Origin of the sequence: Bradyrhizobium sp. CB2312 (genome assembly GCF_029714425.1) — a bacterium.
In the GTDB taxonomy this organism is placed as follows: domain Bacteria; phylum Pseudomonadota; class Alphaproteobacteria; order Rhizobiales; family Xanthobacteraceae; genus Bradyrhizobium.
The window spans coordinates 7,217,344-7,235,946 of sequence record NZ_CP121668.1 but is presented as its reverse complement, the minus strand read 5'-3'; the positions used below and the strand labels follow the sequence as shown (position 1 = coordinate 7,235,946).

At 64.2% G+C, this 18,603-nt stretch carries 18 protein-coding genes; 8 read left to right on the top strand and 10 right to left on the bottom strand.

What is annotated here, in order from left to right; all coding sequences use genetic code 11:
- Positions 1 to 97 precede the first annotated feature (97 nt).
- Positions 98 to 1,513 carry a glycogen synthase GlgA gene (gene glgA, locus QA642_RS35140; RefSeq protein WP_283080983.1) on the bottom strand — a complete coding sequence of 472 codons (1,416 nt, stop codon included), beginning with the start codon at positions 1,511 to 1,513 and terminating at the stop codon, positions 98 to 100.
- Positions 1,514 to 1,717: 204 nt separating this feature from the next.
- Here glgA and QA642_RS35135 point away from each other — a divergent pair, with 204 nt between their 5' ends.
- From QA642_RS35135 to QA642_RS35125, 3 genes are all read left to right on the top strand, one after another.
- Entirely contained in the window at positions 1,718 to 2,914 is a 1,197-nt protein-coding gene (locus QA642_RS35135; protein ID WP_283080982.1) for a CoA transferase, read from the top strand.
- Positions 2,915 to 3,062: 148 nt separating this feature from the next.
- Positions 3,063 to 4,130, top strand: a complete 1,068-nt coding sequence (locus tag QA642_RS35130) for an alcohol dehydrogenase (RefSeq protein ID WP_283080981.1) — start codon at positions 3,063 to 3,065, stop codon at positions 4,128 to 4,130.
- Positions 4,131 to 4,266: 136 nt separating this feature from the next.
- On the top strand, positions 4,267 to 5,346 hold the full coding sequence (locus QA642_RS35125) for an isocitrate/isopropylmalate dehydrogenase family protein (RefSeq protein ID WP_283080980.1): 1,080 nt from the start codon (positions 4,267 to 4,269) through the stop codon (positions 5,344 to 5,346).
- Between the two features lie 39 nt (positions 5,347 to 5,385).
- Here QA642_RS35125 and QA642_RS35120 read toward each other — a convergent pair whose 3' ends face one another.
- From QA642_RS35120 to QA642_RS35100, 5 genes are all read right to left on the bottom strand, one after another.
- Positions 5,386 to 5,667, bottom strand: a complete 282-nt coding sequence (locus tag QA642_RS35120) for a hypothetical protein (protein WP_283080979.1) — start codon at positions 5,665 to 5,667, stop codon at positions 5,386 to 5,388.
- 266 nt (positions 5,668 to 5,933) lie between these two features.
- A complete protein-coding gene (locus QA642_RS35115) occupies positions 5,934 to 6,755 on the bottom strand; it encodes an enoyl-CoA hydratase (RefSeq protein ID WP_283080978.1) in 822 nt (273 codons plus the stop codon).
- Positions 6,756 to 6,875: 120 nt separating this feature from the next.
- The gene (locus QA642_RS35110) at positions 6,876 to 8,228 is read right to left on the bottom strand and encodes a L,D-transpeptidase family protein (protein WP_283080977.1); all 1,353 of its coding nucleotides are present in this window, start codon (positions 8,226 to 8,228) and stop codon (positions 6,876 to 6,878) included.
- A 376-nt stretch (positions 8,229 to 8,604) separates the two neighbouring features.
- Positions 8,605 to 8,976, bottom strand: a complete 372-nt coding sequence (locus QA642_RS35105; protein ID WP_027558475.1) for a helix-turn-helix transcriptional regulator — start codon at positions 8,974 to 8,976, stop codon at positions 8,605 to 8,607.
- Positions 8,977 to 9,005: 29 nt separating this feature from the next.
- Complete coding sequence (locus tag QA642_RS35100) at positions 9,006 to 10,055, bottom strand: LysR family transcriptional regulator (RefSeq protein ID WP_283080976.1); 1,050 nt, start codon at positions 10,053 to 10,055, stop codon at positions 9,006 to 9,008.
- A gap of 495 nt (positions 10,056 to 10,550) precedes the next feature.
- On the opposite strand from QA642_RS35100, the gene QA642_RS35095 reads away from it, so the two are divergent.
- Together QA642_RS35095 and QA642_RS35090 are read left to right on the top strand one after the other, a co-directional pair.
- On the top strand, positions 10,551 to 10,817 hold the full coding sequence (locus QA642_RS35095) for a hypothetical protein (RefSeq protein ID WP_283080975.1): 267 nt from the start codon (positions 10,551 to 10,553) through the stop codon (positions 10,815 to 10,817).
- Between the two features lie 206 nt (positions 10,818 to 11,023).
- Positions 11,024 to 11,755, top strand: coding sequence for a cytochrome c biogenesis protein CcdA (locus tag QA642_RS35090; RefSeq protein WP_283080974.1), 732 nt, complete (start codon positions 11,024 to 11,026; stop codon positions 11,753 to 11,755).
- 81 nt (positions 11,756 to 11,836) lie between these two features.
- On the opposite strand, the gene QA642_RS35085 is transcribed toward QA642_RS35090, so the two are convergent.
- Both QA642_RS35085 and QA642_RS35080 read right to left on the bottom strand, forming a co-directional pair.
- The gene (locus QA642_RS35085) at positions 11,837 to 13,294 is read right to left on the bottom strand and encodes a sensor histidine kinase (RefSeq protein WP_283087040.1); all 1,458 of its coding nucleotides are present in this window, start codon (positions 13,292 to 13,294) and stop codon (positions 11,837 to 11,839) included.
- A 351-nt stretch (positions 13,295 to 13,645) separates the two neighbouring features.
- Positions 13,646 to 13,990 (bottom strand): DUF1236 domain-containing protein, encoded by a 345-nt coding sequence (locus tag QA642_RS35080; RefSeq protein ID WP_283080973.1) that lies wholly within the window; start codon positions 13,988 to 13,990, stop codon positions 13,646 to 13,648.
- 139 nt (positions 13,991 to 14,129) lie between these two features.
- Here QA642_RS35080 and QA642_RS35075 point away from each other — a divergent pair, with 139 nt between their 5' ends.
- Positions 14,130 to 14,363 carry a hypothetical protein gene (locus tag QA642_RS35075; RefSeq protein WP_283080972.1) on the top strand — a complete coding sequence of 78 codons (234 nt, stop codon included), beginning with the start codon at positions 14,130 to 14,132 and terminating at the stop codon, positions 14,361 to 14,363.
- A gap of 225 nt (positions 14,364 to 14,588) precedes the next feature.
- On the opposite strand, the gene QA642_RS35070 is transcribed toward QA642_RS35075, so the two are convergent.
- Complete coding sequence (locus tag QA642_RS35070; protein WP_283080971.1) at positions 14,589 to 15,863, bottom strand: serine hydrolase domain-containing protein; 1,275 nt, start codon at positions 15,861 to 15,863, stop codon at positions 14,589 to 14,591.
- 163 nt (positions 15,864 to 16,026) lie between these two features.
- On the opposite strand from QA642_RS35070, the gene QA642_RS35065 reads away from it, so the two are divergent.
- Positions 16,027 to 16,944 (top strand): intradiol ring-cleavage dioxygenase, encoded by a 918-nt coding sequence (locus QA642_RS35065; protein ID WP_283080970.1) that lies wholly within the window; start codon positions 16,027 to 16,029, stop codon positions 16,942 to 16,944.
- A gap of 81 nt (positions 16,945 to 17,025) precedes the next feature.
- Here QA642_RS35065 and QA642_RS35060 read toward each other — a convergent pair whose 3' ends face one another.
- Positions 17,026 to 17,337, bottom strand: coding sequence for a hypothetical protein (locus QA642_RS35060; RefSeq protein ID WP_283080969.1), 312 nt, complete (start codon positions 17,335 to 17,337; stop codon positions 17,026 to 17,028).
- Positions 17,338 to 17,507: 170 nt separating this feature from the next.
- Here QA642_RS35060 and QA642_RS35055 point away from each other — a divergent pair, with 170 nt between their 5' ends.
- Entirely contained in the window at positions 17,508 to 18,551 is a 1,044-nt protein-coding gene (locus QA642_RS35055) for a medium chain dehydrogenase/reductase family protein (RefSeq protein ID WP_283080968.1), read from the top strand.
- Positions 18,552 to 18,603 lie beyond the last annotated feature (52 nt).

The following is an 18,603-nucleotide window of genomic DNA, read 5'->3' as shown; positions in this document are numbered from 1 at the left end:
ATCCAGAATCTCTCCGCGGAAAGACTCTGGATTGCTTCGCTGCGCTCGCAATGACGGAGGATGGGGCAGCGCGGTCGCGCCTCACAACGCCTCGGCCTCACGCCGACGCCAGCTTCCGGTACAACGCGCTGTAGCTGCCGGCCGAGATGCTCCAGGAGAACGACCGGCCCATGGCGCTGCGGCGCATGGTGTCGAGCTGGTCATGGGCCATGAAGGCCTCGAAGGCCCTGCGGACGCCGCCGAGGAAGGATTCGTGCGAGGGTCTTGAGAACAGGAATCCGGTCTCGCCGTCGGAGATGGTCTCGGCAAGGCCGCCGGTCTGGTGGCCGATCGGCAGCGAGCCGAAGCGCTGGGCGTACATCTGGCTGAGGCCGCACGGCTCGAACCGCGACGGCATCAAGGTGAAATCGCTGCCCGCAAAAATGCGGCGCGCCTGGGCGTCGTTGAAGCCGATGGTGACGCCGATAGCGTCGGGACGGCGGCGATGCGCGTTGATCAAGGCCTGCTCGAGCGCCGGTTCGCCGGAGCCGGTGACCACGATCTGCCCGCCGGCATCGACGATCTCGTCGGCGGCCGACAGCACGAGGTCGATGCCCTTCTGGTGCACGAGGCGCGCGACGATCGCGAACATCGGTCCGCGCGAGACCGCAAGGCCGAACTGCTTGCGCACATAATCCGCATTGGCCTTCTTGCCGACCCAGTCGCCGGCGCCGAACTGCTGGGCGAGCTGGGCGCAATAGCGCGGGTCCCAGCTCTCGTCGATGCCGTTGAGGATGCCGGTGAGCTCGGACGCGTCCGAGCGGACGCGCAGCAGGCCTTCGAGGCCGCAGCCGAATTCCTCCGTGGTGATCTCGCGCGCATAGGTGCCGCTGACCGTGGTGAGGTGCGAGGCGTAGACCAGGCCCGCTTTCAGGAAGGAGAGCTGATCGTAGAATTCGACGCCGTCGATGTGGAAGGAACTCTCCGGTGCGCCGATCCGCCGCAGCGAGTCCTTCGGGAAGAGGCCCTGATAGGCGAGGTTGTGGATGGTCAAGATCGACGGCAGCTTGGCGCCGCGCCAGGCGAGATAGGCCGGCACCAGCGACGCCTGCCAGTCGTTGGCATGGATCAGGTCGGCTGCCCAATTCTTGTCCAGCTTGCCCATGGCCAGCTCAGCGGCGGCCGAGGCAAACCGCGCGAAGCGGATGTCGTTGTCAGGCCAGTCGCGCCCGGACTCGTCGCCATAGGGGTTGCCGGGCCGGTCGTAGAGTTGTGAGCACAACAGCACATAGACCGGCAGGCCGTCCTTGGTCGCGGCCCGTCCCAGCGAGCAGGCCGGCATCTCGGCGAAGGCCGGACAGCGGCCAACGATCTGAATATGCGTGAGTTGTTCGATGATGTCGCGGTAGCCGGGCAGCATCACCCGGATATCGGCAAAGGGGCGGAGCGCTCGGGGCAAGGCGGCGGAAACGGCCCCAAGGCCGCCGACGCGGACGAAGTCGTCCATCTCTGTCGTGACGAACAAGACCCTCAAGAACAGCTGCCCTCTTCCGATCCCGTTTGCTGCTATGCAAGAACGGGTCCAGTTGTCCCGGAATTCCCAAGCCCGCCTACAAGTCGCGTCCGTTCGGTAAAGACTTTCCTACTCAGCCGCTGCCCTCTAGGGTCGACGCACCAACAAAAGAGAACATTGGTTGTTCCTAAGCGACCCAAGGACACAGGCGAGGACGCGGCAAGCATGCAGTTAGCAGATAAGCATGAGGGGACGACGACAAAGGCGTTCGCCGGCCTCAGGGTCCTGGATTTTTCGACCACCATCGCCGGCCCGCATTGCGCGCGGATGCTCGCCGACATGGGGGCGGAGGTCATCAAGATCGAGACCGACGGCGGCGAGACGATGCGGACCCGGCCGCCGCTGCGCAAGGGCTGCAGCACCGTGTTCGGCCAGCTCAATGTCGGCAAGAAGAGCGTCGTGCTCGACCTCAAATCCGAGGACGGCAGGGAGGCGGTGCGCCGGCTGGCCGCGACCGCGGACATCCTGGTCGAGAATTTTCGCCCCGGTGTGATGCGCCGGCTGCGGCTCGACTACGACAGCCTGCGTCCGGTCAACGAGAGGCTGATCTATTGCTCGATCTCGGGTTATGGCCAGACCGGGCCGTCGGCCGAGCTGCCGGCCTATGCGCCGGTGATCCATGCGGCCTCCGGCTACGACATGGCGCATCTCGCCTACCAGCCCGGCCGCAATCGCCCCGATTATTGCGGCATCTATCATGCCGACGTCGTCACCGGCACCTATGGCTTCGGCGCGATTGCCTCTGCGCTCTATCAGCGCACCGTCACCGGGCAGGGCCAGCACATCGATGTCTCCATGCTGGAGTCGATGCTGAGCCTGACGGTGATCGAATTGCAGAGCTCGCAATTTGCGGTCAAGCCGCCGCCGCGGCCGATGTTCGGGCCGACCGAGACCGCGAACGGCTATGTCATGATCACGATCGCCAGCGAGAAGACGTTCCAGTTGCTGATGGGCGTGATCGGCCGTCCCGAATGGATCACCGATGCCCGCTTCGCCAGCTATGGCGCGCGCCGCGGCAATTGGGCGGACCTGATGGACGGTGTCGAAGCCTGGTCGCGGCAGCTGTCGACCGAGGCCTGTCTCGCCGCGCTTGCCGCGGCCGGCGTGCCGGCGTCGGCCTATCGCACCGTGGCCGAGGCGCTGGCCGATCCGCAGCTCGCGCACCGCCAGGCGCTCTCGCCCGTCGAGGACGAAGGCGGCTCGTTCCAGGTGCTCAATCTGCCGTTCCGGATGTCGGGCGCCGATACCACGCCGGGCAGGACGATGGCCGTGCTCGGCGAGCACACGCGCGAATTGCGCGGCGAGGTCGGACTCACCGATGACGCGTCCATTCCGCCCGGCAAGACCGCCGCGCGTGGCTGACGAACATCGTCCTGCGGCAAGCAATCCGGCCCTGCATGTGCTCGGCTTGCCACGGTCCACCGGTGTCAACTAGACAGGTCCAGGTTTGTCTCGCCCGGCCTGCCATGGCATGCTGGCGGGACAACAAGAAGTATGCGGGAGGACGCCGATGAAGAGTTTCAAGGTTGCCGATTTCAAGGCGCCGCTGCAGGAGTTCGACGAAGCCACGCCGCAGCCGTCGGGCACGCAGGTGCTGATCAAGGTGAAGGCCGCCGGTGTCTGCCACAGCGACCTCCACATCTGGGAAGGCGGCTACGATCTCGGCCACGGCCGCAAGCCGCTGTCGCTGAAGGATCGCGGCATCAATCTGCCGCTGACCATGGGCCACGAGACCGTCGGCGAAGTCCTCGCCTTCGGTCCCGACGTCAAGCCAACCGACCAGGGCGACCTCAAGCTCGGCGATGTCGGCCTCGTCTATCCCTGGATCGGCTGCGGCAAATGCGCGACCTGCCTTGCCGGCGACGAGAACATGTGCCTGACGCCGCGCTCGCTCGGCGTCTATTGCGACGGCGGCTATTCCGACCACATGCTGGTGCCGCATCCGCGCTATCTGCTCAATCTCAAGGGCCTCGATCCCGCAACGACCGCGCCCTATGCGTGCTCGGGCGTGACCACCTACAGCGCGCTGAAGAAGGTCGAGCAGCATTTCGACACGCCGATCGTGATGTTCGGCGCCGGCGGTCTCGGCCTGATGGCGCTGTCGCTCTTGAAGGCGATGGGCGGCAAGGGCGCGATCATGGTCGACATCGACGCCAGGAAGCGCGAAGCGGCGGAAAAGGCTGGCGCTCTCGCCACCGTCGATCCCAAGGCACCTGACGCGCTCGAGCAGCTCGCGAAGAAAGCGGGCGGACCGATCCGCGCCGTGATCGATCTCGTCGGCAACGCTGCGACCACGCAGCTCGGCTTCGACTGCCTGACCAAGGGCGGCAAGCTCGTCATCGTCGGCTTGTTCGGCGGCGGTGCGACCTGGGCGCTGCCGCTGATCCCGATCAAGGCGGTGACGATCCAGGGCAGCTATGTCGGAAACTTGCGCGAGACGCAGGAGCTGCTCGATCTGGTCCGCACCAAGAAGGTGCCGCCGATCCCGGTGACGACGGCACCGCTCGCCAAGGCCAACGATGCGCTGCTGCAGTTGCAGCAGGGCGCGGTGGTCGGCCGCACGGTGCTGACGCCGTAGTCCCACGCTCTCTTCTTCGTCATTGCGAGCGAAGCGAAGCAATCCAGAGTCTTTCCGCGGAGACAGTCTGGATTGCTTCGTCGCTTCGCTCCTCGCAATGACGAACCACTTCTTCCTTTGCGCAGGAACTCGCTAAATGTCCGCAAACAACGCCTTCCACATTGCCGTGCTCGCCGGTGACGGCATCGGTCCCGAAGTCATGGCACCGGCCATCGAGGTGCTGCGCAAGATCGAGCAGACATCGGACTTGCGCTTCCGCTTCACCGAGGCGCCGGCCGGTGCCAACAATTATCTCGCGACCGGCAAGTCGATGCCCGACTCCACGATCAAGCTGTGCGAGGAGGCGGACGCGATCCTGCTGGGCGCCTGCGGCCTGCCGTCGGTGCGCTACCCCGACAACACCGAGATCGCGCCGCAGATCGAGCTGCGCTTCATCTTCGATCTCTATGCCGGCGTGCGTCCGGCGCGACTCATTCCCGGCGTGCCGAGCCCGATCGTCGGTGCCGACAAGCGCGGCATCGATCTCGTCGTGATCCGCGAGTCCACCGAAGGCCTGTTCGCCTCGATGGGCAAGGGCGTCGTCACCCATGAGGACGCGCGCGAGACCATGGTGATCACGCGCAAGACCTCCGAGCGCCTGTTCGAGTTCTCGTTTCGCCTCGCCGAGCGGCGCAAGGCGCGCGGCAAGCCGGGTGCGCTCACCTGCGTCGACAAGGCGAACGTGTTCAAGGCCTTTGCATTCTTCCGCGGCATCTTCGACGAGATCGAGAAGAAGCATCCCGATGTGAAGACCGACCGGCTCTATGTCGATGCCTGCTCCGCGATGCTGGTGAAGCGGCCCTGGGATTTCGACGTGATGGTGATGGAGAACATGTTCGGCGACATCGTCTCCGACATCACCGCGAGTTTGATCGGCGGTCTCGGCATGGCGCCGTCGGCGGACATCGGCGACAAATACGCCGTGTTCCAGCCGTGCCACGGCACCGCCCCCGATATCATGGGGCAGGGCAAGGCCAATCCCACCGGCATGATCCTGTCCGCGGCTATGATGCTGGACTGGCTCGCCGACAAGCACGGCGTCGAGAGCGCGGCGGAAGCCGGCGAGCAGATCGAGCGCGCGGTCGACCAGGTCTATGCCGGCGGCATCAAGCCGATGGAGTTCGGCGGCAGCAACGGCACGGCGGATATCACGACGGCGGTGCTGGGAGCGCTGTAGTCAGACGCAAAAGAAAAGGGGCCTCGGCCCCTTCGTTGCTCACCACCGGCGCCAGTGGCGATGGCCGTAGCCCCACGGGCGCGGGCCGTAGAAGCGGCGCGGGCCGCCGTAATAGCCGTAGGCGCCATAGTAGTTCGGACGCCACCAGCAGCGGCCCCAGGCATTGCAGACCATCCGTACCTGGTCGACATTCGCCGCCGGGCCGCTTGCGACCTTGTCGGCCTGCGGAATGCCGTTCGGCATCGCCGCGAGCGCTTGTCCCGACGCCAGCGCAGCTCCGCCCAGGGCAGCCAGACCAAGAACAGCAAATTTGAGTTTCATCGCGATCTCCCTCGTTGGTGGCGAGAGAACTTGCGGCGGATCAAGGAGTTGCTATCGCGATGCGGGAAGGAGAGGAATTTAATCTTGGTGAATGTCTATTCACCCTGGCTCGTGGTTCCAAATGCGTTGGGGGTCTTTCCTCGTCGTCATTGCGAGCACAGCGAAGCAATCCAGAATCCCTCCATGGAAAGATTCTGGATTGCTTCGTCGCAAGAGCTCCTCGCAATGACGGTGGTGAGAGGTGTGCGCTCGCAACGACTGGATCGTCATTTCCCCGAGAATTTCGGCTTGCGCTTCTCCATGAAGGCCTGACGGCCCTCGCGAAAGTCCGCCGAATCCATGCAGGCATTGCCGATCGCCTTGATCGCGTTCATGTCGCGCTGGCTTTCGTCCTTCAGCACCTGTGCGATGGTGATCTTCGCGGCCTTGATCGCGAGCGGGGCGTTGTGCGCGATCGTCTCGGCGATCGCCATGGTCTCGCCCCAGAGCTGATCGTCGGGGAACACGCGTTCGATGAGGCCGATGCGCAGCGCCTCGGCGGAATCGATCCGCATGCCCGTATACATCAACAGCCGCGCCCAGGACGGGCCGACCAGCGAGACCAGGTGCTTCAAGCCGTCAAAGCCATAGGCGATGCCGAGCTTCGCGGCGGGAATGCCGAACTGGCTGTCATGCGCGGCGATGCGGATGTCGGCGAGCATCGCGACCTGCATGCCGCCGCCGAGGCAGAAGCCCTGGATGCAGGCGATGGTCGGCTTGGGGTAATCGGCCAGCAATGCGCGCTGGGCGTCGCTGCGCTTGCTGTATTCCTCCGACGCCGCCGCGTTGTGGCGCGTCTTCTCGAACTGGCTGATATCGGCTCCGGAGACGAACGCCTTGCCGCCGGCGCCGCGCAGGATCACGACGCGGACCGCATCGTCGTCGCGCAAGGCCGTCAGCGCCTCGCCAAATCCCTCCCACATCTCCAGCGACATCGCGTTGCGCTTGTCGGGATTGTTGAAGATGATGACGCCGACGCCGTCGGTGACCTGCTTGAGGATCTTGCCGTCGGCGTAAGGTGTTTCGGTCGGGTTGGAAGTGTCAGGCATCGCGCGCTCGCTCGTCATGGGCCGAGCACAATGTGCGGCCCCGGCTGGGCCCGGGTCAACCGCGTCAAGGCATGCGGCCTTGCACCCGCCTGTGCCGCGATTGCATGGCGCGAGAGGCGCTTATTGCGTCACATGCATGTGCGCGGTGAGCGGATGGCCGCCGGCATTGCTGAAGAACGCCGCCTCTTCGGCAGTGGCCTCCAGGAGCTGCTCGTCCTGGTTATAGACGTCGTTGCGGAACTGGACGGTCTGGTCCTTCGTCATCCACGCCGTCAGATAGATCCAGGCCACCGGCACCTTCTTCGCCATGGCGACGTCAAGATGCTGCCCTGTGGCGATCTCCGCATCGATCGCGGCGCGGCTCCATTTCGGCTGGTCCTTGAGCAGCCAGGCGGCGAGATCGCGCACATTGTCGACGCGCGAGCAGCCATGGGAATCGAAGCGATAGTCGTCGCTGAACAGATTGCGCTGGTTGGTGTCGTGCATGTAGACCGAATAGGAATTCGGCATGTCGATCTTGACCGCGCCGAGCGCGTTGAACGTGCCGTTTTGCTGGCGCACGGTGAAGTTCGGCGTGTGCGTGCCCGACCAGTCGACCGAATGCGGATCGATCGGATTGTCATGGGCGTCGAGCACTTCCATGTGCATGCGCGAAAGATAAGTCGGTTCTTTCCGCATATGCGCGGAGATCTCGGTCTTGGCGATCGAGGCCGGCACCGTCCAGGTCGGATTGAGCACGACGCTGGTGATCTGCGCCGTCAGCGTCGGCGAGGGTTTTTCGGTCTTGCCGACGATGACGCGATAACGCCGCACCACGACGTCGTTCTCGACCGCTTCGGCAAAGGCGGCGGGAATATTGACCACGACATAGCGCTGGCCGAAGCCGAAATTCATGTTCTCGAGCCGCTGCAGCGATGCCTCCAGCTGCCGGATCCGCTTCTGCACCGGCACGTTCATCGCCGCGATCGTGCGCGGCGTCATCATGCCGGTCGGGGCGAGGCCATGGCGGGCCTGAAAACGCTTCACGGCGTCCGCGAGATCCTGGTCGAAGGCGCCGGTCCCCTTCTCGGCCGAGAGATCGCCGGAGACGATCAGCCGCTTGCGCAACAGATCATCGTTGGCACCCTGGACGCCGACAGCGAATTTGGCATCCGCCGGAATCGTCGGCCAGCCGCCGCGCACCGCGAGGTCCGAATAGCTCAGCGCCGCGTCCTTGATGCGCTGGGCAGAGCCCTCGTCATAGGTCGGCTCATGCGTCATTGCGAGGGCTGCGGCCGAGCGGCTCTCCGGCGTCGAGGCAGACGTCGGCGGGGCCGCTTTCGGCGCGGCCGCATGGGCCGGGTTCGCCGCGGCCGGCACCGTGCCTGATGTCGCCGGCTTGGGACCGGCCTGTCCAATGGTGTCCGTCTGCGCCAGCGCGGAGACGCTCGTGAGCACGCCGAGGGTAATGATCATCGCAACGCGTTTCGACATGTGTCCCGTCTTCCCCTTGAGAACGAGGCCCGCAACGGGCGCTCGCATTGGCAATTCCAAGGCCCGCCGCGCCGCGTGCGCCGATTGGTCAAACCGGCGGGACATTACGGCACCAGAGTTGAGGTCCCATTAAGCACGGCAGGCAAAAACCCCGCGCGTCCGATGCGGGGCTTCTCGATTGGGTCGCGCCAGGGGTGGGATGGGTTCGCGATATCCGCGACGAATGGCGGCTCAATAGCCAAGAAAAAAGGCGGCCAAGCCGCCCTGAGAAAGGCCGCGCGCATGCGCGCGAGCCCAAATCCGTGGTCTCGTTCAATCCAGCCACGCCCCCGCGACGCGGCGGATTGAACATCGGCCGTAGCAGCCAGACCCGATCTCAGCCTTCGTTCGCTGCAATCGATTCCATCAGCGAAACGAGCTGACGCTGCACCGTCTGGTCCTTGATCTTGCTGTAGGCGCGCAGCAGCCGGAGGCTGAAGGCGCTGTCGAGGAAGAGCAGGCTCTCGACCTCGCGCGCCTTGTTGTCGCCGTCATAGAAGAAGGTCACGGGCACGTCGAGGGCGGAGGCGATCTGCTGAAGCCGAGCCGCGCCGACGCGATTGACGCCCTTCTCGTATTTCTGGACCTGCTGGAAGCTGACGCCGAGCTTTTCGCCGAGCTCGGCCTGCGAGATCTTCATCTCGACGCGCCGCAAACGAATCCGCTTGCCAAGCTCGATGTCCGGCTTGCCGGCACTGCGCTGCTTCATTCTCTTCGCCGCTGCTTTCATTTTAGTCTTCACCTTTGTTCTTCGGTTGAAAATCCCCCGAAGAGCTGGGTCAGGGGTTCGCCCATATACGAGTCCTTGAATTCATGCGGATGCACAAACTCTTCCTTAAACCACGGGAAGCGAGCCGGACTGAAAGCCTCGATCAGCCAGTCAATCATGTGCCGCACGCGTGGAATCCGGCCGCTACCGGGATGGTAGGACAACCAGATATCCAGCGGTCGGTTCAATTCGACCTCCAGTGGAATCAACTTCCCGCCGAGCGCAATGGCGTAGCTCGGGAATACGCCGATTCCGGCGCCATTCGCGACTGCCCAATAGTTGGCGCTCGAGACGTTGGTCTTCATGACCAGAAGGTCACGTTCCTGAACGCCCGGGAAGAAGCTCTCGAATGTTTCCTTGGCAGCGAGCTGGTCGGCGAATTGCAGCACCAGGCGGTGCTTGATCAATTCCGCCGCCGAGCGTGGCGTGCCGTATTTCTCAAGGTATTTTTCCGAAGCCCAGAACATCAGGTGCATGCGGCCGAGCCGCACCAGCTTGATGTCGAGCGCCGAAGGACGCGACAGGTGGATGGCGACGTCGGCCTCGTGGCGGGAGACGTCGGCCGAGCGCATCGCGCAATGCAAATCGACCAGGATCTTGGGATAGGCCTGCTGGAATTCGACGAGGCGCGGAGCGAGCCAGAATGTGCCGAGCCCTTCGGTGACGGCGACCCGGACCTCGCCGGACAGGACGTTGGCCATCGAATCGCTGGCGCGCAGCACGTCGAAGGTGGCCGCCTCCATCCGCTCCACGGCGGACACCACGAGCGCGCCTTCGTCGGTCAGATGAGTGCCGTGGACGTCGCGGGTGAACAGGGTGGCGCCGGTCTGGCGTTCGAAATCATCGATCCGGCGGCGCACTGCGTTGATCGACAGCGACAAGCGTTCGGCCGCCGAACGGAAACTGCCGCAACGGACGACTTCCAGAAATATGCGGGCCGCATCCCAATCCGAGAGCCCGCTGAGATTTGCCTTCTGGCGTTCCTCCAGAGGAACGCCCCTTTCCGCCAAGGAGTGCATACAAGTCCCTTCGGTCCGCTAAACTGGCAGAATCTGGCGCGAACCACAACCACGACGGGTTGGGGAATGACGAGTTTTGAACGTCAATCCTTACTACCTAACGGGAGGTATTGGAGTGCTGCCGGGAGCTGGGACAAAGGCTGGGAATCGGGCAGACCATCGCCCGGATGAGGGGTGTAGCGTGAGTTCCGTTGCGAGCCGAGACATGGCTGCGGGATTGTCGGCGCTGCCCACAATGGTGGTCCTTGCGCAAGAGCCGGCGCAGCCCTCCGGGATGGATCAATCGCGGCGCGCAGAGCGTTTGACCATGGACCGCTTCGGGACCAGCCGGCAGCGCAGCCGCGCAATATTCGCAGATGCCGCGGTTTCAAGTCAGAAACACACTGAAATCATGTTCGGAGGCGCCACGGCCTCATGCTATCTTCGGTTACCCATGGGGGCCGAACGGGTGGTCACAAACACGTCTCACAGGCCGAATTAACGGAAAGAACGCCGGTGTCGCATTCAGACGAACAGTTGCAGTCGGTGCTGGAAACACTTGAGGAGTGCCGCAAGGTCCTCAACGAGATCAACAGCCGTGAGTCGGCCGAACTTCTGTCCATCGTCATTCTCGACGTGCGGATGAAACTCAAAGGAATTGACAGCGCCGATCTCAAGGCGCTGTGCGACGAAATGCTGCGGAACGCCGGAAGCGAACCGCCGCCCCCTTCCAAGCAGACGCAGGACCAGCCCCGGCGTCCGCTGCTCCGCGTGGTGAAGTAGCCGCGCCGCCGGATCTCGCTTTTTGGCGAGGTTTGTGCGCGTCCCGATGCCGCATCTGTGATCGCAGGCGGCATCGGGAGGAGCCCTGGTTTGATCGCGCCTCTGTTGCGCATTATGCGGCATCGGCTACACCAGAGCCGTTCGGCTCCGGTGCGCGCGCATCCCCCGCGCGCGGCCAAAGAGCCTGAGATGGCTCCGACTGCATCATGCAAAATGTTTCGATCCCGGCGGCGCTGATTGCCGGCCTCGTCAGCTTCCTCTCCCCTTGCGTCCTGCCTCTGGTTCCGCCCTATCTGATCTACCTGACGGGCGCGACGATCGAGCATGTGGAGAGCGAGGAGCCGGCCTCGGCCTCCAAGCGCGCGATCATGATGGCGGCGCTGCTGTTCGTGCTCGGCTTCTCCACCGTGTTCGTGGCGCTGGGTGCCAGCGCCTCGCTGGTCGGCTCCCTGATCCGCGCCTGGTCGGCCGAGCTGTCGATCCTCGCCGGCGTCGTCATCATTGTCATGGGCCTGCACTTCCTGGGGCTGACCCGCATCGGCCTGCTGATGCGCGAGGGGCGCCTGACCGCACCCAAGCCTGTCGGCCTCTGGGGCGCCTATGTCATGGGCCTCGCCTTCGCCTTCGGCTGGACGCCTTGCATCGGCCCGATCCTCGCTGCGATCCTCTCGATCGCCGCGGCGGAAGCGACGGTGACAAAGGGCGCAGGGCTGCTCGCGGTCTATTCCGCGGGCCTCGGCATTCCTTTCCTGATCGCCGCACTGATGATCGAGCAGTTCTCGAAACTGTTCGCACGCATGAAGGGCCAGCTCGTCAATGTCGAGCGTGCCATGGGCGTCCTCATGGTGATCACCGGGATCGGCTTCCTCACCGGCGCGGTCTCGAATGTGAGCATCTGGCTGCTGGAGACGTTCCCGGCGCTGCAGACGATCGGGTAAGAACTCGCAGCAAAGCGCGCAAGCGCCTCGCGGCGACCTCGATGCCTAGTCCTGGCCCGTCCGGCACGCGCACGCCTCCGTTCACCGCGCCTCGTCCAGCGCGCAGGTGATCGTGCAGACAACGCCGCGCGGCAGGAAGTCGACGGTCGCCTCGCCGCCGAGCTGGTCGCGGGCGCTGCGCTCGATCAGGCGCGAGCCGAAGCCGCGCCGCACCGGCTCCGTCACCGGCGGCCCGCCGATCTCGGTCCAGATCAACCGCAGCCGCGGCTTCGGTGTATCGGCGATGACCTCCCAGTCCAGCGTCACCCGGCCGGTCTCGTTGGACAGCGCGCCGTATTTCGCGGCGTTGGTGGCGATCTCGTGCACGATCATCGACAGCACGACGGCGAGCCGCGGCGACAGCGGCACGTCGGGCCCGGCCATGCGGATACGGTCGGGATTGCTCAGCAGGAACGGCTGGAGCGCGCGGGCGACCACGTCGCGCAGCTCCGAGCCGGCCCATTTCTCCTGGCTGAGCAGATTGTGCGCCTCGGCGAGCGCGCCGAGCCGTCCCTCGAACTTGGTCCGCTCGTCGCGGCTGGCGCTGCGGAAGGTCTGCACCGCGATCGCCTGCATCAGGGCCAGCGTGTTCTTGACGCGATGATTGAGCTCCTCGACCAGCAGATTGTGCAGCATCTCGCCGCGCGCGATCGTGGTCGCCATCCGCACCGCGAAGGTCAGGCCAATCAGCAGCAGCACGCCGCCGATCAGGCTGGAGATCGCGATGTTGCGCCACAGCGGTGCGATCAACGAGCTTTCCGGCACGCCCGCGGCGACCGTCCATCCCGTCAGTCGCGATCGCGTGTAGGCGGACGCGAGCGCAACGCCGTCGAGCGAGATCGAGGAGAGGCTCGCCTCGGGCGTGCGAAACAATTCCGCAAACAGCGAGGGCGAGGCGCGCTTGCCGAAGGTCTCACCGGGATTGGGCACGCGCGCGAACACCGTGCCGGTGGTGTCGAGCAGCGAGACGGTCCATAGCTGGTCGGGCCGCTGCTTCTCGACCAGCTGCTGGAAGATGCTGACCGGCGGAGAGAAGCAGAGATCGTAGATCACTTCGCCGTCGCGCAAGACCGGCACTTCGACGGTCAACACCTGTCGCCCGTTGATAGCGCCGGTGAACAGGTCGGAATATTGCGGCGCCTTGGTCGCAAACACCTTCTCGACGGTCTGCAGATGGCCGCGCCGCGGCAGGCTTGCGGTGTCCTCCGTCGCCGAGGAGAACAGCAGCCGGCCCTTGCGGTCGGAGATCAGCAGCAGTCCGCCCTTGCCGTACTGATCGAGGAAGCCGAGCGCGATGCGACGGAAGTTCGGGAAATCGTCGTCGCGCAGCGCATTCGTCAGCGCAAGCACCTGCAAGCCGCCGGTCATCCGCTGCACCTCGGAATCGAGCACGAGGCGCATGCTTCGCACCGTTTCCAGTACGCGCTGCGTCGCGTCACTGCGGTCCTGGCGGTAGTTGGAATAGGCAAGGCCGACCGCGAAGACGATCAGCGGCAACATCGTCCCCGTGACCAGAAGGGCAAGCCGGACCGGCAGGGTGAGCTTTGACAAAACGCGGGCGTCCCGGTTCCGGCGCAACGGCGCCGGATTATGATTTTGAACAGACCATACGAGCGGGCTTTGCGCGGCGCCACGATTTTCGCATGCGGCAAGCGGTCTTGGAGAGCGATATTGCGGCGCAGTTGCGGGACGCCCTGCGCTTCAGGTCATGCTGATTGCGGTCAATAGTAGACACATGGCGTAAACAGCCGCCAGGCTGAGCCCGGCAATCCGGGCTTCTCGATGCGATCTCATGCGCTGAACTCGGGAAAGGGCGGCTGCCGTTGGGGCTGCCGCCCGTCCCGTTATGCCTTAGTCGATTTCCTGAACGACGGTGCGCGAGCCGGGATCGACCAGCATCACGCGATCGCCGGAATAGACGTAGCGATATTTCGTCAGCGACGGACCCCAGTCCGCCGGAACGGCTTCGAGCTCGACGTCGCTTGGAACCGTCGCGCCGACGATGATCTTTTCCTTCGTCGTCACGGGGCGAATGCGATGCTCCGTGACGTAGGATTTGATCTTGGTGCGGTATTGCGGCTCGATCTGCACGGCGGCCGCGTGGCCGGTTCCGGTGGTGGTCACCACGGTGGATTGCGCGAATGCACCGGTCGAGATCATCACCACTGCAGCGGATAGCAGGAACAGCTTCTTCATCTTGTCCTCCTCATGGGAATAAGCGCCGCAACAACATCCCACCGTGCATGGCGTTCCCACCTCCAGGAACAAACTGCCGCTTTTTCCCGTTTGTGACTCGACCGGGCCGGAGTGCCCGGGATTGGAGGAGGAGAGAAGGATGAAGCTGAAGATTGCAACTGCAGCGCTGATGGTTGCTGCAATGTCCCTGCCGGCGTTAGCGGCCGACGAGTTCTACGTCGTCCAGGACGTCAAGACCAAGAAGTGCACCGTCGTCGACAAGAAGCCGACGGAGTCGTCCATGACCGTCGTCAGCCCCTCGGGCACGATCTACAAGTCGCGCACCGAAGCTGAAAGCGGCATGAAGACCGTCAAGGTCTGCACGTCGAACTGAGGAGGATGACACATGCCAGTTCTGATCTTGTGGGCCGTGCCGGCTGTGTTGGTGATCGGCGGTGGCATTTATCTGATCGGCCATTTCCACTGAGAACGAACTACGAAGCGTCATGCCCGGGCTTGTCCCGGGCATCCACGTTCTTCGTTCGTCGTGGCCAAGACGTGGATGGCCGGGACAGGCCCGGCCATGACGATCTCTAAAGTTCGGCAGGCGTTCGTTACGTCAGAGATTGCTCTCGGTGATCGCGGCATAGACCATGCTGCGCAGCTCGCGCCGGAGCGGATAGGCGCTCGACGGCAGCACCTGCGTCATGAAGATCGTGATCAGCTCCTCGGCCGGGTCGATCCAGAACGAGGTCGTGGCCGCGCCACCCCAATTGTATTCGCCCGGGCTGCCGGCGATCAGCGTCTCGGCCGGGCGCATGGTGACGGCAAAGCCGAGGCCGAAGCCGATGCCGTTATAGGTGGCCTCCGAGAACAGCGAGCGTGACACCTCCGGCAGCGCGCGGCCGCCCGGAATGTGGTTGGTCGTCATCAGCGCCAGCGTCTTCGGCCCGATCAGCCTGACACCGCCGAGCTCGCCGCCATTGAGCAGCGCGCGGCAGAAGGTGAGATAGTCGGCGACCGTCGAGCACAGTCCGCCGCCGCCGGAGATGAAGGAAGGCGGGGTGAGGAACGAGCTCGTCGCCGGATCGTCCTGGAGCGTCAGCCCTTCGCGGCGCTGACCGGCATGGAAGGTCATGCCGCCGCCGGGATCGGCTGAGTAGCAGGCCGCAAAACGATGCGCCTTCGAGGCCGGCACGTGGAAGTCGGTGTCGGTCATCCCGAGCGGATCGAGGATGCGTTGCTTCAGGAACTGCTCGAACGGAATGCCCGAGATCTTGCCGATGAGGTAGCCGATCACGTCGGTTGCGACCGAGTAGTTCCAGGACTCGCCCGGCGAGAACTCCAGCGGGACTTTCGCGAGGCCCTCGATCATGGTCTGGAGCGTCCCTGACTTCTCGACCTCGCCGATCTTCTCGGCGCGATAGGCGGCATCGACATTGGAGCGCTGCTGGAAGCCGTAGGTGAGGCCGGCGGTGTGGCGCAACAGGTCGACGATCAGCATCGGCCGGGATGGCGGCCGGGTCAGGAACGCCGGCGCGGTGCCGGCGACGAACACGCCGAGGTCCTTCCATTCCGGAATGTACTTTGCGACGGGCTCGTCGATCGCGACGAGGCCTTCCTCGACCAGCATCATGAAGGCGATGCTGGTGAGCGGCTTGGTCATGGAATAGATGCGGTAGATGGTGTCGTCCTTGACCGGCAGCTTGCGCTCGAGATCGGCAAAGCCCTGAACCGAGGAGTGCGCGACCTTGCCGCGGCGGTAGACCAAGAGATGCGTGCCGGGGAAGCGTCCGGCATCGATGTAGCGGCGCTTCAGATGCGCATCGACGCGGTCGAGCGCGGCCTTGGACATGCCGACGGATTCGGGCGAGGCGGGGGTGGGCGCGAGCATCAGTTCCTCCGGGGCGTTTTGTCGGAAAGTTGATAGCGAAATGCGGGGCCCATTCCAAGCCGGTTGCGCTTAACGCGGCCCCGCCGACTGGTGTAGGCTGCACCCTGGAACGCCTCCAAGGAGCCCATCCGGGCCAACGAGAAAAACGCAGAGCAAACGCACCATGACCCAGTTCAACGAGACCGAACTCACCGAAGCCGTCGCCAAAAGCTTCGACAACACACCCAATGCGCGGGCGAAATTCCTGCTCCAGGAATTGGTGAAGTCGCTGCACGATTACGTGAGCAAGACCGGTCTCACCTTCGAGGAATGGGAATACGCCATCGATTTCCTGACCCGGACGGGGCAGAAATGCACCGACACCCGCCAGGAATTCATCCTGCTGTCCGACGTGCTCGGCGTCTCCATGCTGGTCGATGCGGTCAACCATAGGGATCGCGCCGGCGCCACCGAGACCACCGTGCTCGGCCCGTTCTATGTCGGCGAGCACAAGGTGACCGCGCACGGCACCGATATCTCGCCGAACAACCAGACCGGAGAGCGGATGTTCGTGCAGAGCCGCGTCACCGATCTGAAGGGCCAACCGCTCGCGGGCGTTCCCGTCGACGTCTGGCATGCCGACGACGACGGTTTCTACGATTCACAGAAGGCGAACTACGACGAGGTCGGAGCCTCCGCTCGGGCGCGCTTCATCACCGATGGCGACGGCCGCTTCTTCTTCCGCACCATTTTGCCGTGCAGCTACCCGATCCCGACCGATGGGCCGGTCGGCGAGATGATCGTGCAGACCAAGCGTCATCCGATGCGTCCGGCGCATGTGCACTTCCTGGTGAACGCGAAAGGCTATGAGCCGCTGATCACCCACGTCTTCATGGAAGGCGACAAATATCTCGATTCCGACGTGGTGTTCGGCGTCAAGGACGACCTCGTCGCCAAGGTCGAGCCGCGCAACGACCCTGAAATGCCCGACGGCACCAAGGCGAGCGGGCGGTGGCATCTGATGAACTACGAATTCCACCTCAAGCCCGGCGGCGGCATGGCGCCGAAGCCGCTCGGGGTGAAGGCGGCGGAGCCGGCGTGACACTCCGCGCTCAAGTCGACATTGGCTGCGTAGCAAGAGACCGCCCGAGGGCGGTCTCGCATTTGGGCGAGAAGACGCCCGTTAAAGATCGACTTGGATGGCAACGTTGGAGCGTACCCAATCCGATTGCCCGGCCTTCAGCCGCTTGGCTTGAAATTCAACGAAAGCAGGATCGGCACCCAGTGACGACAAGGTGCGCCCATAAGCTTCTACACTATCGAAGCGGGCGACAAAGGCATAGTTGCCGATCTCACCACCGATCACCGACCAATAGCTGACATCGGCTCCGTGCTTCTTCCAGAGTGACGCGGCCTCCTTTGCCAGCTGCAAGACGGTCGCAAGATCACTACCGGGTCTTGGATGCGAAACGAACTGCATGACGACTGCAGGCATTTTCCCCTCCAATGAGCAATGATGGCGCCAGACAACCGGTTTGGTCATTTGGCTGGAGGAGAATTCCAAAGCGTGCAGCCTCAAGCTTGATCTGGATCAACTCCATGTCTCCAGCCCGGCGGCAGGCTGCCCGTCCTTGCGCTGAATGACGGCACTGCATGGAGATGGCCATGATCGAGCAGCGCAATCGAGTTGTTCAGGTCAGCCGCTTCGGTGATCCCGAGAAACTAAAGGTTGTCGAGGCTCCCCTGCCGACCGCCGGCCCGGGCGAGGTACGCGTTCGCGTCATCGCGTCGAGCCTCAACTACACCGAGGTGTTGATCAGGCGCCATCTCTATCCGCAAACGATGCGCCTCCGGCCGCCATTCGTGATGGGTTACGACGTGGTGGGGACAATTGATCAGCTCGGCGAAGGCGTGCACGACTTTCGGATTGGCGACCGCGTGGCCGACATGACGGTGGTCGGGTCAAACGCCGACTATCGGACGCTTCGAGCGAACGACGTGGCTCGCGTGCCGATGGGTGTCGATCCGGCTGAAGCGGCTGCGCTGATCTTGAGCTGGACGACCGCGCACCAGCTTCTGCACCGCGCGGCCAAGGTCCAGCGAGGCCAACGTGTGCTCGTGCACGGCGCCGCCGGCGCAGTCGGCCAGGCGCTACTCGTGCTCGGGAGATTGGCCGGTCTCGAGCTGTGGGGCACTGTACGCCGCGAGCACATTGCGCTCGTGCAAGATCTCGGGGCAACGCCGATCGACTACCAGCACGAGGACTTCACGAGGATTGTGCCGGGTGGGTTCGACGTCATCGTCGACGGCGTTGGCGAAGACGGCTATCGCCGCTCATACGCGGCGCTCAAGCCAGGTGGCCTGCTTTGTGCCATCGGATTTTCGGCAAGCGTGCAGGCACAGCGTCGAATGCTCCCTATCTTGATGGAAATCGCGCGCCTCTACCTGTGGAGACTGTTGCCCGGCGGCAAGCGAACCCGCTTTTACTCGGTCAATGCGATGCGGGCGCGACATCCCGCCTGGTTCAAGGAGGACTTGGAGCAACTGTTCGGGCTTCTGGCAACCGGTGCCATCCGGCCGCGCATCGCCGAGCGAATTTCCTTCGAGGAGGTCGCCGATGCCCACCGTCGCCTCGAGGCTGGCGGTCTCGAGGGCAAGCTCGTGCTTTGCCCGGATCTCTCCTCGCGACGTAGCCAGCGCGCCGCCTGACGCGGCGCGTCAACACGATAGACCCCCTGTCGTCTGGGCCACGGTGGACAGA